This is a genomic window from Paenibacillus lacisediminis (assembly GCF_046567315.2).
This window is the reverse complement of the sequence record NZ_JBKIAX020000011.1, coordinates 22,498-38,177: the sequence shown is the minus strand read 5'-3', so window position 1 is coordinate 38,177 and position 15,680 is coordinate 22,498. Positions and strand designations below refer to the sequence as shown.

The following is a 15,680-nucleotide window of genomic DNA, read 5'->3' as shown; positions in this document are numbered from 1 at the left end:
TACGGCGCGGCAAGCGCCACAATTCTAATGATCGGCGAATATGTCGGGTAGCTGCAAGCAGGAATGTTCGGGTGGGCGGACGAATACATTTTCAGGAAGAGCAGGCTTGGTCTTTGGATATCCTTGGATCAGAAACCCGCGATTCCTACTCATAATGTAAGCGCTTCAACCAAATCCATTAACGAAACGGAGGCTTTGCGATGACATTGGCCGAGCAGTTGGGATATGAACCGGGAGCGAAGCTGCTCATCGTTAACGCGGATGACTTTGGCATGTGCCATGCCGAAAACGTGGCTATCATGCAATTGCTCGAGGAAGGGGCTGTATCCTCGGCTACCGTGATGATTCCTTGCGGCTGGGCCAAGGAGGCGGCCGCCTGGAGCGCGGTGCATCCCGACTACGATGTCGGCGTGCATTTGACGTTTACGAGCGAATGGAGCGGCTATAAATGGGGACCGGTCACAAGAAACGGCGATGTCAGCACGCTGGTGACGGAGGAGGGGTATTTTCCCGCCGATACCGCTACGTTTGAACGGCAGGCCGCGCGCCATCATGTTCGCCTGGAAATGGTCAACCAGGTTGAAACGGCGCTGGCGCTGGGGCTTGCGCCAACCCATCTCGACAATCATATGGGCAGTTTGTATGGGCTTGCGACCGGGCATCATTTCCTTGACGCCGTGTTTGAGGTTTGCGCCCGCTATGGACTGCCGTTCCGCATGCCGCGTGCGCTGCCCGATATCGGCAAGATGCCGGCGGAAGCCGCCGCGATGGCCCGGCAAGCCACCGAACTCGCCGACCGGATGGGCGTTGTGATTCTGGACCATTTGATCGGCCTTCCCTTCGGCAAGCAGCCGGGGGAAACGTACGAAAGCTATAAACGGGACATGGTCCGCGTGCTGCGGTCCCTGCGGCCCGGCGTCTCCGAGATCATTATTCATCCCGCTTTGGCGTCGGAGGAATTGAAGGCTATTCACGGGGAATGGGAGAAGCGGCAGTGGGATTTTGACTTGTTTCGCGATCCTGAGGTACGGGAAACTATCAGTTCGGAAGGCATCGTCATGATCCGGTGGCGGGATTTGCGGAAGCTGCAGCAACATCGGTAATGCGCATGAACGCTGCGGAAGGTGGCCTATAGCTCGAGCAATCTGGCCGTGAATCCCGCCGACATATAAAAAACGGCAAGGCCGAGAGGAACTTCATTTCGCCCGCCTTGCCGTTATCACTTTAATTTAAGCCGAATCCATATGATCCAGCGGCTTTATTTTTCGCTCCTTCAACAATTTTTCCATATCGGAAACGTTTAGAGGGCGGCTGTAATAAAACCCCTGAATTTGGTCGCAGCCATGCTTTTGCAAAAAATCGAACTGTTCCTTCGTTTCCACCCCTTCGGCCAAAACCGTCATGCCCAGCGACTTCCCCAATTGAATGATCGAGAGCAGCAGCAGGCTGTCCCGCTCGGAGCAAGGGGTCTCCTGGATGAACGCCCGGTCGATTTTCAGCACCTGCAGCGGCAGGGATTTCAAATAGTTGATGGATGAATAACCTGTGCCGAAATCGTCGACGGAGAGGGAAATTCCCCGTTCCTGCAGGGCGACCAGCGTTTCTTTAATGATCACCGGATTGTTCAGCAGCGACTCCGTGACCTCCAGCTCCAGATACTGCGGCTCCAGCCCCGTTTCCTTCAGCACATTTTCGACGGTGCGCAAAAACTGGGGATGCCTGAATTGGACAGCGGATACATTTACGGAGATCGGCAGCTTCGGAAAGCCGTTGTCCTGCCATTGTTTGTTGGCCCGGCAGGCCTCGCGCAGCACCCATTCTCCCAATTCGACGATAAACCCGGTATCCTCGGCGATCGGAATAAACGTATTCGGCGGAATATTTCCCTGGATCGGGTCTTTCCAACGAAGCAACGCTTCGTAACCGGTAAGGTTCACGGTGGCGGAGTCCACCTTGGGCTGAAAATGCAGCTCAAATTGCCCTTCCGCGAGCGCCCGGGCCATTTTTTGCTCTAAAGAAACCCGTTCCAGCAGCTTGTCCATTAAGTAGTAGTCAAAATAGTGCGGTCCGTTAAGCGCTTCCTCCTTAGCTTCCTTTAGAGCAAGCTCGGCATGCTTCAACAATTGGGTGACATCGGGACCGTCGTCCGGGAAAAGGCTGATGCCCATGCCGAAACCGATTTGAATTTCTTCCCCGGCCAAAACGTAAGGCTCATGCAGCGCATCGCTCAGACCGAGCGCTAAAGTATGTATAAACAAAGGATCGGATATGTCGGAAACGAGCACGATAAATTCGTCGGCAAAGCTGCGGCACATTAGCGTTTCTTCGGCGAAGGAGCTCCGCAGCCGATCGGCGACCTGCCTGAGCAGTTCGTTTCCCGTGCTTTCTCCGTAGCTTTCATTGATATACCGAAACCGGTTCAGGTTGACGTGAAACACGGCTGCGGTTTTTTTCTCGGATTCCGCCTTGAGGAGCTCAGCGTGCATCAATTCCCGGAAGCGGCTCATGTTCAACAAACGGGTGATTGGATCTAAATTCGAGAGTTGGCGGATCTGCTCCGTAGAGGCCTTACGTTCTTCCATTTCCCGGGTGACGTCGAGTTGAAGCCCGATAAAATAGAGGGGTTCCCCATCCGGATCTAAAATGGGGCTAATGGTAAATTGATTCCAAAAGGTGCTGCCGTCTTTCTTGTAATTTTTGATCGTGACGGTCGACGGCCGGCCGCTTAGGATAGCTTGACGTATAACCTCCAACTGTTCTTTGTTCGTTTCTGCACCCTGAAGAAACCGGGGATTCCGCAGCAAAACTTCCTCGCGGGAATAGCCGGTGATTTCCTCAAATCCCCGATTTACATATACGAGGGGGTTGTCCTGCAAACGAGGGTCGGTAATCGCAAGCCCCACACCCATCAAATCGATGGCGTGCAGCAGCGTCGAGGCGTCGATGATTGACTCAAAGTTGGATTGATAGGCTAGCTGGTCGTCCACTTTTAAAAGCCTCCTCGAAATGAACCGCAAATGGTGTTAACAAGAACTCTGACGATGTCCGGCATACGGGAGAACATCCGTAACAAAACTTTATATACTCATCATACATGCGTCATAAGGAGGAAAGCAATGGAATTCTTCAGTTACGGAAGTTCAGTCCATAAGCAGCTTTAGCAGCTGCGTCCTGTTGCTGGCCCCGACTTTTTGGAAAATCGAGCGCATATGTTTTTTGATCGTTACCTCGCTTAAAAATAACCTGGAGGCGATATCCCGATTGGTCATTCCTTCAGCGGCAAGCGCCGCCACCTCCTTTTCGCGGTGGGTTAAATCGCTGCGGGCGTAAATGACCTCCTCGGGCTTCGCTTTGGGCAGGTACTCCGGGAAAAGCCCCGAGGAAAGGGAGTTGTCTGCGGCAGGCGAATCCTCTTGCCCGGCCCCCGGTTCCCCGCCATTCTCCCGGCTGCCATATAAGGCTGCCAGCGCCAACGGATGTCCGTCGGTCTGTTTCCAGACGCGAAAAATCAGTTCCTGGTCGGTGATACCGCGCCCGCGCAAATACGTGACGACGCTGCAGTAGTCCAAGTTCGCCAAGGGCATCCGGTAAATGCTGCGTTTCCAGACCATGGAGTTCAGCCAATGCTCGGATAGCGGATTTCTTCCGGAAATGACGGTGAGGCAGCCGGCTTTAATCTGCGGAAAAAAGAAATCGCGAAACCAGTCGTCCAGATCATCCAGCAGTTCGTACGAGTCGAGAAAGAGAAGGGCCGGGCCCGATTCCGCCCTCCGCTGGATGGCTTCGATGGCGGCTCTGACGACAAAACCGGGATCGGAAGTGGAAGGAAGCGTACCCAGAAGCCCGAGCTGTTTAAGTATTTGCCGGCAGAAATCCTCGGGCTTGGCCTTAAAACGGGCGGCATCCAGGGCAACGGTAGCAGCGCCTTGACGAATGGCCTGTTTTTGAAATTCCTCCGACAAGGCGCTTTTTCCGACTCCAGCGGCCCCATAGATGTTTATGATCCGTTCCATCTTCAAATAGTGGCTCAAATAAACGGAAAAGGTCTCCAACTCCCATTCTCTTCCGAGCAAACGGGAGCCCAGCGCTGCGTCCGCTCTCTCATGCATTTGCATACTCATGGCTATTCACCCTCAAATTTCGTAGATATTTCCTATTTTATCTTTAAGGATATCGTTGAATTATGTAAAGGAATAGTGACTTTTTGTATAGTCGTGTCGAAAAATCGGATCTTGAAAGTATACTTTGGGGTAATTTCTCGACGGTTATAACCATGATAAATTTTAATTTGTCGAATCGGAAATTTCTGTGGTCTGGACTACATTTAGAGGTGTTGCCATGAAACAGGTTCATATCACGATGCTTGTGCCGGGGGATGTTTTGGCCGAGCCGATTTTGAATCAGCGCGGAATCGTCATGTTGGGGGCGGGAACGGCGCTGACCGAAGCCCATATCAACCGCTTGAAAAAACTGGGAATCAAAGACGCGTTCATCGAAAATAAAGCAGCGCAGGATAACCGGCCCAAAACCGAGCTCCAATTTGCGCCTGCCGCTGAAGGTTTGCATGCTCCTGAGCCTGTTCAAGGAATCAGTGAAAAGTGGGAAACGCGCCAGGAAATGAGGCAGGCCTTGAACCGGCTGGCCGACTCGGAGCTGGGGTTCGGCCGGCCGTCGACCCCGGAACTGGAGGAGCAGTTTCGCCGGATGTTCCGCAACACTTTATATGAGATTATGAGCCATGACGGGGTGGTTGACGGTTTGATCCGGCTGCAGAAAGCCGACCCGTATTTGCTGGAGCATTCCTTTCACGTTACAGCGTATGCGGCTATTCTCGGTCTGGCCAACGGGTATGCCGGCGCCGAGATGCTTGAGTTGTGCGTCGGATCTCTGCTGTTCGATATCGGGATGACGGAGCTGCCGGCACATACCTTCAGCAGCACCGGTGGCTTGACCGGCGCCGAGCGGTCGGCGGTCAGGCTGCATCCGGAGGCAGGCCACCGCATCATCAGCAGGATGGAAGGGGTCTCCCCGCGTTCGGCTTTATGCGCGCTGCAGCATCACGAGCGGTATAACGGCACGGGGTATCCTTCGCGGCTGAAACACGGGGAGATCGATGAATACGCGGAAATCGTGGCCATCGCTGATACGTACCATGCGTTGATCTCCCGCAGAAATTACCGGCTGGCCTATACGCCCGGAGAAGCAATCGAATACTTGCTGGCCGCGGGAGACCGGTATTTCAGCCTCGATCTGATTCAAACCTACTTAAGACATATCAGCATTTATCCGCTCTCCAGTGTAGTCAGGCTGAGCAGTGGCCAGTTGGGGGTTGTAACCTCCCTGGAAACGAGCCTGGTGCACCGGCCCGTCGTCAAAATTGTCCGCGAAGCCGACGGGAGCCTCGTAACCGCCCCCTACGAAGTGGATTTAATGCGTAAAACTGATTTGGTGATTTCTAGCCTGGTGGAAGGGAGCACGGATGAGAGCATCAAGTTGTAAGCAGAGGATCATCAAAGCAAGAAGTCCCTTTGATCAAGGGGCTTCTTGCTTTGATGGGCCAATTTCTCCTTATACCTACCTTTGTGGATTAGCTCCAGCAGTTGTCCGTTTTTACTAAGAAGAAGGGCGGCCCGATGGGATCAACTGCAAAAATGCATTTTATTTTCGCTTTTACTTCTGAACCACCTGTTTCGAGGAATTTCGACGAAAACTGCCTGCACTTTTGCATTTCGTGGGCTTCCCCTCAGCGCGGTGTTGCGCCGCATGACGGCGGTCGACCACTCCTTATATCGCAACGTTGCAGGTCTCTGCCTGCATCATTTCCAGCTTCCTGATGATTTCCTTTTGCCATTGCTTGTCGCCGAGTTGAATGGCAAGATTCAGCAAATCGAGGTAATCGTCGGTGCACAGCGCCGTTTTTCTCCGAACGGATAATCTCATCGCGGCCTTCATCTCCTCATTCCATTATCTAATAATGATAATCATTATCATAAGTCCTGATATCATTATGCATATTTGCCGGCCGGTTGTAAATACACTATCCGCTGGGAACAATTCCCCGGAGTGTGAGGTTCCAAAGATTTTGTTTTGACCGGCACCGGACAAAATATTAAGATATATAAAAATTGAAGGAAATCGACTGGAGGAGCTATGGAGACCGAATCGTTATTAAAAGTGGAAGAACTGGCACTAAAAAAGTACAAAATTTTCCGCCAAAGCCAAATCCGTTATATCGCCAGGGCGATGCTGGCCAGCATGTTTATCGGTTTTGGCGTCATCGTTGCTTTCAAAAGCGGCAACTATTTCTACCTCGAACACTCTCCGCTTACATACCCGATGGCAGCGATTACGTTCGGCGCGGCCATTATTCTGATCGCTTACGGCGGAGGGGATCTTTTTACCGGGAATACGTTTTATTATACCTTTGCCGCGTTAAGGAAGAAGCTGAAATGGTCGGATGTCGGCCGGCTATGGGTGCTAAGCTATATCGGAAATATCATGGGAGCCGCCGCTTTTGCTTTGCTGATTTATTTGACGGGGTTGTTTACCGATGCCTCGGTCAACAGCTTTCTGCTGAGCGTCGTAGAGCATAAAATGGTCACGCCCACCCTTGAGCTATTTTTTCGCGCCATTCTATGCAATTGGCTAGTTTGCCTGGCCTTCTTCATACCGATGTCGCTGCAGGGCGATGGCGCCAAGATGTTCGCCATGATGCTGTTTGTTTTCTGTTTTTTCATTTCCGGCTACGAGCACAGCATCGCGAATATGTGCACGTTCGCCATCGCGCTCGTGCTGAATCATCCGGGGACGATTTCTTTTGCCGGCGTGGTTCACAACTTAATCCCGGTGACGATAGGCAATTTGATCGGAGGGGTGATGTTGATGGGCTTTATGTATTACTTTGCGAACAAGCCTTATTTGGATGCCCAGGAGGCAGGCGATCTTCCGCAAGACAAACGTTGATTTCGTTGCCTAGAAAATATTTCGTTCGAAGCGCAAAATGAGGTTGCAGGTGGTAGTGGAAGGCGTGGAAACCGTGGAACAGCCACGGCATTTGAGGCGGGCGAAGGGCAACGTGATTCAAGGTTATTAAGCTCCGGAGGATGATTGATCCTCCGGATTGTATTAAGTCAGCGCCTAGGCTTCCGCCGGTTCGCTATGCGGGTCGGCCAGAAAAGCGGTGATCGGCATGGATGCGGCGCCTAAAGCGGTTGAGCGGATGCCGAGATTGGCGAAGGCGACATGCGATTTTTTGCGATGATAGGAAAGGCTGCGGTTTTCCAGCGTTTCGAGCATCGCTTCCTGCAGCAGATCGCCGGCCAGCGAGAGCCGGTTGCCGATGACGATCAGTTCGGGATTCAGGATGTTGACGAGGTTGGCCAATCCGATGCCAAGCTGGGCGCCGGTTTCGTTCAGGAGTCGGACCGCCTCAGGGTCGCCTTCGCGGGCTAGCCGGACGATCTGCTCCAGGTCGGGCACCGCGTGGCCCCACAGCTTACTGGCCCGGTCGAGCAGCGCTTTTTCCGAGGCCAAGGTCTCCCAGCAGCCGCGGTTGCCGCAGCGGCAGAGCGGCCCGTCCTCGGCAACGGTCATATGGCCGACCTCGCCGGAAAAATTCGAGGTGCCGCGGTAAAGCTCCCCGCCCACGATAATCCCCGAGCCGATGCCGATCCCGATGCTTAGGTAGATCAGGTTGAGGGCGTCCCGGCCGGCTCCGTACAGTTTTTCCCCGATCGCGCCGGCGTTCGCTTCGTTATCGATATGAATGTTGGCGCCGAATTCGGCGGCGAGGGGGCCGAGCAAATCGACCTGGTTCCAGCCCAAATTGGGAGCGGACACGACGCGGCTTTTCTCGTCGACGAGCCCGGGTACCCCGATGCCGATCCCGACGATACCGTAGGCGGAGTCGGGCAGTTTTTTGGCGAGCTGGCGGATCGTTTTGCGGATTTGCTCCAGCACGCTGTCCGGGGAAGAATCGGTAAGCGCGGCTGTCTTCTCCTGCAGGACGTTGCCCTCCAAATCAACGAGCACGGCCAGCAGATCGTTTACGCGAATATCGATGCCGATCGCGTATCCGGCGCTGCGGTTGAACAGCAGCAGGGTGGGCTTGCGGCCGCCGCTCGATTCGCCCGGGCCGATTTCGGCGACGAGCCGGCTGTCGATCAGCTCGGACACCAGGGACGACACCGTCGCCTTGTTGAGCCCGATCGCGGCGGAAATATCCGCCCGGGACAAGGGCTGGCGCTGACGGATCGTGTCGAGGACGATCGTTTTGTTCATTTTTTTGATCAGCTGCTGGTCGCCTGTTATCTTCATTTTTTCCTCCAAAGTTGCATTGCGTATATTATATTGCCTGTATCTTATTTACGTGCTTTATACGCATCATACACAACAGTCCCCCGGAAAATCAACAAAAAACAACAACTTAGTTTATTGGCTAGACAAACTAAGTTGAACATGATACGATCTAGTTGTGCAGGGCATGCTGCCTGGAAACGGCGAGCATGCTGCTTATAAACCAATGGATGTAAAGGCTTACTTAAAAACCAAACCGGTTGGGAGGACTTTATTGTGAGTTATTTTAAAAACATCAACAAAATCCAGTATGAAGGCGCAGAATCCACGAATCCGCTGGCATTCAAACATTATAACGAAAACGAAGTCGTGCTTGGCAAATCGATGAAGGACCATCTGCGTTTTGCGGTGGCTTATTGGCACACGCTGACGATGAACGGCAGCGACCCGTTTGGTCAAGGCAATATGATTCGCCCGTGGGAAACCGTGAGCGGTCTGGACCTGGCCAAGGTGCGCGTGGAAGTCAACTTCGAATTCCTCGAAAAACTCGGCGCTCCTTACTTCTGCTTCCATGACGTGGACATCGCGCCAGAAGGCGAAACGCTCAAGGAATCGAACGAAAACCTTGACGTCATCGTGGCAAAAATCAAGGAAGGCATGAAAGCGAGCGGTGTGAAGCTGCTGTGGAACACGGCCAACATGTTCTCCAACCCGCGTTTCGTTCACGGCGCGGCCACGACTTCCAATGCCGACGTGTTTGCTTACGCCGCGGCGCAAGTGAAAAAAGGTCTGGAAACGGCGCTTGAGCTGGGCGCGGAAAACTACGTGTTCTGGGGCGGACGCGAAGGTTACGAGTCTCTGCTGAATACGGATATGGGCTTGGAGCTCGATAACCTGGCAAGATTTTTCAACATGGCCATCGATTACGCAAAAGAAATCGGCTTTAAAGGCCAGTTCCTGATCGAGCCGAAGCCGAAAGAGCCGACCAAACACCAATACGATTTTGACGCGGCCACGACGATTGCATTCCTGCAAAAATACGGCCTGCAGGATCAGTTCAAACTGAACCTGGAAGCGAACCATGCGACGCTGGCCGGCCATACGTTCGAGCACGAGCTGCGCGTAGCCCGCATCAACAACATGCTCGGTTCGGTCGACGCCAACCAAGGCGACCCGTTGCTCGGCTGGGATACGGACGAATTCCCGACCGATCTCTACGCCGTTACACTGGCGATGTACGAAATTTTGCAAAACGGCGGATTGGGCTCCGGCGGCGTGAACTTCGACGCCAAAGTAAGACGCGGATCTTTTGAACCGGAAGACTTGTTCTATGCGCATATCGCCGGCATGGACAGCTTCGCCAAAGGCTTGAAGGTTGCCGGCAAGCTGATCGAGGACAAATTCTTCGACAAGCTGATCGATGAACGTTACGCCAGCTTCAAAACCGGCATCGGCGCCGATATCGTATCCGGCAAAGCCAACTTCAAAACGCTGGAAGCTTACGCGCTGCAAAACAGCAAAATCGTCAACAAATCCAATCATCTTGAACTGATCAAAGCCCGCCTGAACGAATATATTTTCAGCACGAAGTAATCAGGTTGGCCGGACGTCTTGTCCGTCTTATATGTATGAAAAGGGACGCTTGCCGTCCCTTTTTGTGGTCGTACGCCCCTGCCTGCCGGGGAAATATGAAAGGAGAATCGAACGGATGAAATATGTGATCGGCATCGATCTTGGCACGAGTTCGGTCAAAACGCTGCTCGTCGGCCAAGACGGCGAAATCAAAGGGGAAGCCTCCGCGGCTTATCCGCTTATTCAGGAGCGTCCCGGGTACAGCGAGCAAAATCCCGAAGAGTGGGTGAACGGCACAGTTGACTGTTTAAAGCGGCTGCTGCAGGAGAGCGGCGTTTCCGCGGCCGATATCGAGGGCGTGTCGTTCTCGGGCCAAATGCACGGACTGGTGCTGCTGGACGAGCAAAATAACGTGCTGCGCAACGCGATTTTGTGGAACGATACGCGCACGACCAAGCAATGCCGGGAAATCGAGGCGAAGCTGGGCGATCGTCTGCTCGAAATTACGCGCAATGCGGCTCTTGAAGGATTTACTCTTCCGAAGGTTTTGTGGGTGCAGGAGCATGAGCCGGCATTGTTCGCCAAAGCAGCTCGTTTCGTGCTGCCGAAGGATTATTTGCGGTATCGGATGACCGGCAAAGTGCAGATGGAAATCTCCGACGCTGCCGGAACGCTGCTGCTGAACGTGCCGGAAGGCAAATGGAGCGATGAAATCGCCGCCGCGTTTGGCCTTCCGGAAGGCTTTTGCCCGCCGCTTGTCGGCAGCACCGAGGAGACGGGGACGCTGCTGCCGGAGTTTGCGGCGCAGACCGGTCTGTCCCCGGCGACGAAGGTGTTCGGCGGCGGCGCGGACAACGCCTGCGGCGCGGTTGGCGCGGGGATCGTCCGTAAGGGCGACGCGTTGTGCAGCGTGGGGACCTCCGGCGTTGTCCTGACTTACGAAGAGGACAAAAACAAAGACTTCGGCGGCAAGGTGCATTTCTTTAACCATGCCCATCCGGGGGCGTTTTACGCGATGGGTGTGACGCTGGGCGCGGGGTACTCCCTGAGCTGGTTCAAGGAGTCGCTGGCGCCGGAGCTGAGCTTTGACGAGCTGCTGAAGCCAGTGGGGGACATCGCTCCGGGCTCAGAGGGGCTGCTGTTCACTCCTTACCTGGCCGGGGAACGTACGCCTCATGCGGACAGCGTCATTCGCGCCAGCTTCATCGGCTTGTCCGGCACACACCGCCGCGAGCATTTGGCCCGCGCGGTCATGGAGGGCATCACGTTCTCGCTGCAGGAGTCGTTTGACCTGTTCCGCCAAGCCGGTATCGCGGTTGAGCGCGTTATCTCCATCGGCGGCGGTGCGAAAAATCCGGTCTGGCTGCAAATGCAGGCCGATATTTTCGGCAAGCCGGTCGTCGCGCTGAAGAACGAGCAGGGCCCGGCGATGGGCGCGGCGATGATGGCCGCCGTCGGCAGCGGCTGGTTCGCCAGCTTGAAGGAATGCGCCGACGCGTTTATCGGCTACGCGGCCACGTACGAGCCGATCGTCGCCAATGTGGAGAAGTACGCCCGCCTCTTTAAGCTGTACCAACAAGTTTACGCGGCCACCCGGTCGCTGAATGAAGGGCTGCAGGAGTTCCGGGGGTAAGCGCATCCGGGGGTAAGCGCATATGTGATTTTAATCTCCGATCTGCCTGCAGCGGCGCCTGTTCCTTTGGGAACGGGCGTTTTTTCAATCTTCTAGAATTTGTAAAATTTCGGACATGGTAGAGGGTGCTGTGCAGGTAGAGAGGGGAGGAGAAGAGGAATCTGTGGGCTAAAGGACACCAGAGCCGTTATTTGAGGAAAAACGGAGGATTGCAAAATGTAAACGGACACAGATGCTCTTATTTACCTCAAATCGGCCTGAATGAACGGGTTTAGAGCGAAATAGGGTCGCCTGTGTCCGTTAGGCTGGGAAATACCCGGGAAATGGACGGATAAGGTCGCTGGTGTCCGTTAGAGAAACGTCCAATGTTTAGGAAGAGCCTCCAATCGCTCCAAAGTAGAAGTCAGAGCCATTAAAGGACGCCGTCAGCACTGGCGTTGCATAAACTCAAACTCTTGCACAAGACAACTTATTGCCTTGATACATTTCAGTTTTTCCGCAAAGGCTTAGGTGTTCGAATTAAAATTGAGCTTGCAGGAAATCTAACGGTTGTAGCAGCGACTATTTTACGAAAAAAGCCCTTTTCAAAATTTTAACGGTTGTGAGAAGCGTTATTTGCCTGAATCTAAGCAAAATGAGCCGGGTTTCAGCGAAATAAGCGCTATGGCAACCTAGAGCCGCCAAGGCCAGGCTCTCCCAGGTCAGGCTCCCCAAGGCCAGGCCCCCCAGGATATGCAAATCACATGCTCCGTTTGGCGTGATATAATTGACCTATGCGGGAGGAGGGGCGTTATGATGATCCGCAGCATTTACCGCAATTATTTCAAAAACAACTTGTTCATGAAAATCATCCTGGTTTTTTCGGTCATTACGATCGTTACGATCATTACGTTCTCCTACCTGATGTTCAAGTTCATGTCGGAGTCCGCGGTGCAGAGACAGCTGGACATTCAGAAACGGGCGATTGAAAGCGTAAGCAATTATATCGGCGGCAAATACGACTCAGTGCAGGCCATGGTGCGGGACATCTACCGGGACAGCGAGCTCGCCTCCAATACGTCCTATTTCCTGGAGCACCCGTATCAGGATTACGTGAGGTACCGGCTGGATCGTTTTTATACAGAGAATAGTTCCTTGACGGATACGGTGCTGTATTTCCGCAATCAGGTGGAGGATAATCCGGATATCTACAGCCTGATGCTGTACAGCGCGGATCAGCAGCATTTGTATGCCTTTGGCAACGACAAGCAGTTTAAAATCATCTCCACCAACGCCGCCCGCTCGTACATCCCGGATGTTATGTACCAGCAGGACAGTTCGAACGTGGCGGCGGCCAACATTTGGGTGCGCAAAGCGGCGAGTTTGCCGGATACGCCGATGTATTCCGTCCGTGTGCCGGTCAACAACAACCAGTCGCTGCGGAATATCGGACAGCTTGTGGTTTATTTTGATACGGACAAGATTTGGAACAGCATGGCTTATTACAAACAAGACTTGAAAGGCTCTATTCTGGTCATCTCCGCCAACGGGGACGTGCTGTTCGATTCCTCCGGCACATACTACGGCCGGAAATACCCCTACAACGAGCAGTTGAACTCGATTTACGACAGCGGTGTGTTGGGCGGGGGGACGATCGTCACCAAGCTGACGCAAAGCCAGGGCGGATTTACGGTGCTGAGCGCCGTGCCGAAACAGGAACTCGCCAACACGTACGTTGGGCTAAGGAATACGATTCTTACCGTCAGCATCATCTGCATCTTTTTTGCGATTATGATTCCGTCGCTGTTCATCAGCAATTTCGCCAAACGGATGTACGGGATCATCCGGTTTACGCGCAAGGTGCGCGGCGGGGATTTGACAGCGCGGATCGCCGATCCGCGGGAGGACGAGCTGGGGCAGATTTCCCGGAGCTTTAACGAGATGCTTGATGAGCTGAATCAATACATCGAAAGGGTGTACAAGGCCGAAATCAAGCAGCAGCAGACCGAGCTGGTGGCGCTTCAGGCCAGGATCAACCCGCATTTCCTATACAACACGCTGGAGGTGATCCGCATGCGGGCCATCTCCCAAGGGGCGAGGGACGTCGGCGAGATGATCTACAGTTTGTCCGTACTGTTCAAAAGCCTGGTGCAGCAGAAAAAAATCTACACCCTGAAAGACGAACTGGAGGCCTGCCGGCTGTACTTGGAGTTGTTCAGAATCCGCTATAAAGACAGATTCAATTATAAGATCGTAGCCGATCCGGCCCTTTTCGGCAAATCGGTGATGAAGCTTTGGCTGCAGCCGATCATTGAAAATTACATCGTCCACGGCATCAGAACCGATCGGGACGATAACCACTTGACGGTCAGAGTTCAGGAGGAGGGGGATATGCTGACGGCCGTTGTTCAAGATAACGGGAAAGGCATTGATCAAGGCAGGCTGGCCGAAATTCGCGAAGCGCTGGAGAGCAAAGAAGAGCCGGAGGAAATGTTCGGCCTGCGCAGCGTTCATAGCCGGCTAAGGTTTTTGTACGGGCCTGCATACGGGATCGAAATCGAAAGCCCGCCTGGAGAAGGGACAACGATTGTAGTACGTTATCCAAATCGGGAAGGAACGGATGCTGAAGATGTATAAAGTGTTTATTGTCGATGACGAGCCTTTTATCATTGAAGGGCTGTACGATATTTTGGATTGGCCGTCGTTCGGACTGGAAATTGTCGGGCACGCGGAAAACGGGCAGCAGGCGCTGGACGTGCTGCAAACCACGCCGGCCGACGTGCTGATCACTGACATTTCGATGCCGGTGATGAACGGCTTGAGCTTGATTTCCGAGGCGCGAAAGCGGTATAAGGATCTCAAGGCCATCATTCTGAGCGGCTTCAATGAGTTTGATTATCTGAAAGAAGGCATGCGGCTGGGCATCGAAAACTATTTGCTGAAGCCGATCAATGTGGAGGAACTGGAATCCACGCTGCGCAATACGGTGAAAAAATTGGACAGCCAGCGGTCCGAGGAATTGTACGACGCTTACGACGTGCAGATTCTCAAAGACAATACGTTATACCGCTGGCTGACCGGGCAGATTGCGGCCAGGGAATTTGCCGAGCGGGCCGAACTGCTGAGCCTTTCCTTAAACGGGCCTTTCATGGCCGTGGCTGTGCTGCGAACGGGCGGCACCCAAAATGAAACCTTTGATGAAACAGTTAAGTTTATGAAAGCGAACAATGAAATTACGCCTTTCCGCGACGTTGACGGCGACATCGTGCTGATTGGCATGCTGCAGACCGAAGCCGAAGGGAAGCAGGATTTTCTCGCCAAGCTGCAGGAGCTTAAGGAAGCGCTTGCCGCCCGGAATACACCGGTGCAAATCGGTGTCGGAAGCGCCTGCAAGCTGCGGCAGGAGGGTGCGCTGCCGTGTGAAGAAGGCGCTGCAAGCTATCAGGAAGCTAAACGGGCGCTGGAGTATTTTATGATCTATCCGGACCGCCTGATCATGGAGTATAAGTCGCTGGAGCTTGATAAGGGGGGCGAAGGCGGCGCAATATCCCTCCCTTGGGACGAGTATGCCAAGCTTATTTTGGCCCGGGACGGGGAAGGATTAAAGCAGCGGATCCAAGCCGACTTTGCGGAGCTGCAGCAAACGCCGGGCATCCGTCCGGAGGACCTGCACAACGTTGCACTTGAACTGGTTGTGAGATTTAAAATGGAGCTAAAAGAAATCAAGCACACCGACGAGACGGACATCTTCCGAAAAGGGCTGGACCGGGTGCAGGGCAGCGCCGCGTTCTCCGAGCTGGTGCGGCATCTTCAGGGCGTGGCGGAGGAAACGGTCGGTTCGCTGCTGCAGGATGCCAAAAATCCGGTGGTGAGCCAGGTGCTGGAGTACATCCACGGCCATTATGCCGACGAGCTTTCCTTGAAAACGCTGGGAGCGCAGTATCATATCCACCCTGTTTATTTAGGCCAGCTGTTTCATAAGGAGACGGGGGGTTCTTTTGCGGAATATATCAATAAATACCGGATCGAAAAAGCAAAGCAGCAGCTGAAGAACACCAACTTGAAGGTGCATGAGATCGCCCGCAATGTGGGATATTGGGAGATCGGCTATTTTTACAAGCAGTTTCGGAAATATGTCGGCATCTCGCCCACCGATTTCAAAGCCCTTCATTAGCATACGATACAACAACGGGAGCACCCG

The 15,680-nt window shown here is 53.7% G+C and carries 11 protein-coding genes; 7 read left to right on the top strand and 4 right to left on the bottom strand.

Going from position 1 to position 15,680, the window contains the following annotated elements:
• The first annotated feature begins 200 nt into the window (after nucleotides 1-200).
• The gene (locus ACLD72_RS20660; protein WP_410999454.1) at nucleotides 201-1,103 is read left to right on the top strand and encodes a polysaccharide deacetylase family protein; all 903 of its coding nucleotides are present in this window, start codon (nucleotides 201-203) and stop codon (nucleotides 1,101-1,103) included.
• 126 nt (nucleotides 1,104-1,229) lie between these two features.
• Here ACLD72_RS20660 and ACLD72_RS20655 read toward each other — a convergent pair whose 3' ends face one another.
• Both ACLD72_RS20655 and ACLD72_RS20650 read right to left on the bottom strand, forming a co-directional pair.
• Nucleotides 1,230-2,987, bottom strand: coding sequence for a putative bifunctional diguanylate cyclase/phosphodiesterase (locus tag ACLD72_RS20655; RefSeq protein ID WP_410999456.1), 1,758 nt, complete (start codon nucleotides 2,985-2,987; stop codon nucleotides 1,230-1,232).
• Between the two features lie 153 nt (nucleotides 2,988-3,140).
• On the bottom strand, nucleotides 3,141-4,121 hold the full coding sequence (locus ACLD72_RS20650; protein WP_410999458.1) for a LuxR C-terminal-related transcriptional regulator: 981 nt from the start codon (nucleotides 4,119-4,121) through the stop codon (nucleotides 3,141-3,143).
• Nucleotides 4,122-4,338: 217 nt separating this feature from the next.
• Between ACLD72_RS20650 and ACLD72_RS20645 the strand changes: the two genes are divergently transcribed.
• Nucleotides 4,339-5,499: an HD-GYP domain-containing protein gene (locus ACLD72_RS20645; protein WP_410999460.1), complete on the top strand. Its 1,161-nt coding sequence runs from the start codon at nucleotides 4,339-4,341 to the stop codon at nucleotides 5,497-5,499.
• 285 nt (nucleotides 5,500-5,784) lie between these two features.
• Here ACLD72_RS20645 and ACLD72_RS20640 read toward each other — a convergent pair whose 3' ends face one another.
• Nucleotides 5,785-5,940 carry a hypothetical protein gene (locus ACLD72_RS20640; RefSeq protein WP_410999462.1) on the bottom strand — a complete coding sequence of 52 codons (156 nt, stop codon included), beginning with the start codon at nucleotides 5,938-5,940 and terminating at the stop codon, nucleotides 5,785-5,787.
• A gap of 210 nt (nucleotides 5,941-6,150) precedes the next feature.
• On the opposite strand from ACLD72_RS20640, the gene ACLD72_RS20635 reads away from it, so the two are divergent.
• Nucleotides 6,151-6,963 (top strand): formate/nitrite transporter family protein, encoded by an 813-nt coding sequence (locus ACLD72_RS20635; RefSeq protein WP_410999464.1) that lies wholly within the window; start codon nucleotides 6,151-6,153, stop codon nucleotides 6,961-6,963.
• 174 nt (nucleotides 6,964-7,137) lie between these two features.
• Here ACLD72_RS20635 and ACLD72_RS20630 read toward each other — a convergent pair whose 3' ends face one another.
• Nucleotides 7,138-8,316 carry an ROK family protein gene (locus tag ACLD72_RS20630; protein ID WP_410999466.1) on the bottom strand — a complete coding sequence of 393 codons (1,179 nt, stop codon included), beginning with the start codon at nucleotides 8,314-8,316 and terminating at the stop codon, nucleotides 7,138-7,140.
• Between the two features lie 255 nt (nucleotides 8,317-8,571).
• On the opposite strand from ACLD72_RS20630, the gene xylA reads away from it, so the two are divergent.
• From xylA to ACLD72_RS20610, 4 genes are all read left to right on the top strand, one after another.
• Nucleotides 8,572-9,888 carry a xylose isomerase gene (xylA, locus tag ACLD72_RS20625; RefSeq protein WP_410999468.1) on the top strand — a complete coding sequence of 439 codons (1,317 nt, stop codon included), beginning with the start codon at nucleotides 8,572-8,574 and terminating at the stop codon, nucleotides 9,886-9,888.
• A 115-nt stretch (nucleotides 9,889-10,003) separates the two neighbouring features.
• Nucleotides 10,004-11,500: a xylulokinase gene (gene xylB, locus ACLD72_RS20620; protein WP_410999470.1), complete on the top strand. Its 1,497-nt coding sequence runs from the start codon at nucleotides 10,004-10,006 to the stop codon at nucleotides 11,498-11,500.
• A gap of 792 nt (nucleotides 11,501-12,292) precedes the next feature.
• The gene (locus ACLD72_RS20615; protein WP_410999472.1) at nucleotides 12,293-14,116 is read left to right on the top strand and encodes a sensor histidine kinase; all 1,824 of its coding nucleotides are present in this window, start codon (nucleotides 12,293-12,295) and stop codon (nucleotides 14,114-14,116) included.
• Nucleotides 14,109-15,653 (top strand): response regulator, encoded by a 1,545-nt coding sequence (locus ACLD72_RS20610; protein ID WP_410999519.1) that lies wholly within the window; start codon nucleotides 14,109-14,111, stop codon nucleotides 15,651-15,653. The genes ACLD72_RS20615 and ACLD72_RS20610 overlap by 8 nt, the downstream gene beginning before the upstream one ends.
• Nucleotides 15,654-15,680 lie beyond the last annotated feature (27 nt).

What these genes read in the sequence shown, in the direction of transcription:
- xylB (WP_410999470.1), top strand. Translation starts at nt 10,004, where the DNA reads ATGAAATATGTGATCGGCATCGATCTTGGCACGAGTTCGGTCAAAACG.
- ACLD72_RS20610 (WP_410999519.1), top strand. Translation starts at nt 14,109, where the DNA reads ATGTATAAAGTGTTTATTGTCGATGACGAGCCTTTTATCATTGAAGGG.
- ACLD72_RS20645 (WP_410999460.1), top strand. Translation starts at nt 4,339, where the DNA reads ATGAAACAGGTTCATATCACGATGCTTGTGCCGGGGGATGTTTTGGCC.
- ACLD72_RS20660 (WP_410999454.1), top strand. Translation starts at nt 201, where the DNA reads ATGACATTGGCCGAGCAGTTGGGATATGAACCGGGAGCGAAGCTGCTC.
- ACLD72_RS20630 (WP_410999466.1), bottom strand. Translation starts at nt 8,316, where the DNA reads ATGAAGATAACAGGCGACCAGCAGCTGATCAAAAAAATGAACAAAACG.
- ACLD72_RS20650 (WP_410999458.1), bottom strand. Translation starts at nt 4,121, where the DNA reads ATGAGTATGCAAATGCATGAGAGAGCGGACGCAGCGCTGGGCTCCCGT.
- ACLD72_RS20635 (WP_410999464.1), top strand. Translation starts at nt 6,151, where the DNA reads ATGGAGACCGAATCGTTATTAAAAGTGGAAGAACTGGCACTAAAAAAG.
- ACLD72_RS20640 (WP_410999462.1), bottom strand. Translation starts at nt 5,940, where the DNA reads ATGAGATTATCCGTTCGGAGAAAAACGGCGCTGTGCACCGACGATTAC.
- ACLD72_RS20615 (WP_410999472.1), top strand. Translation starts at nt 12,293, where the DNA reads ATGATGATCCGCAGCATTTACCGCAATTATTTCAAAAACAACTTGTTC.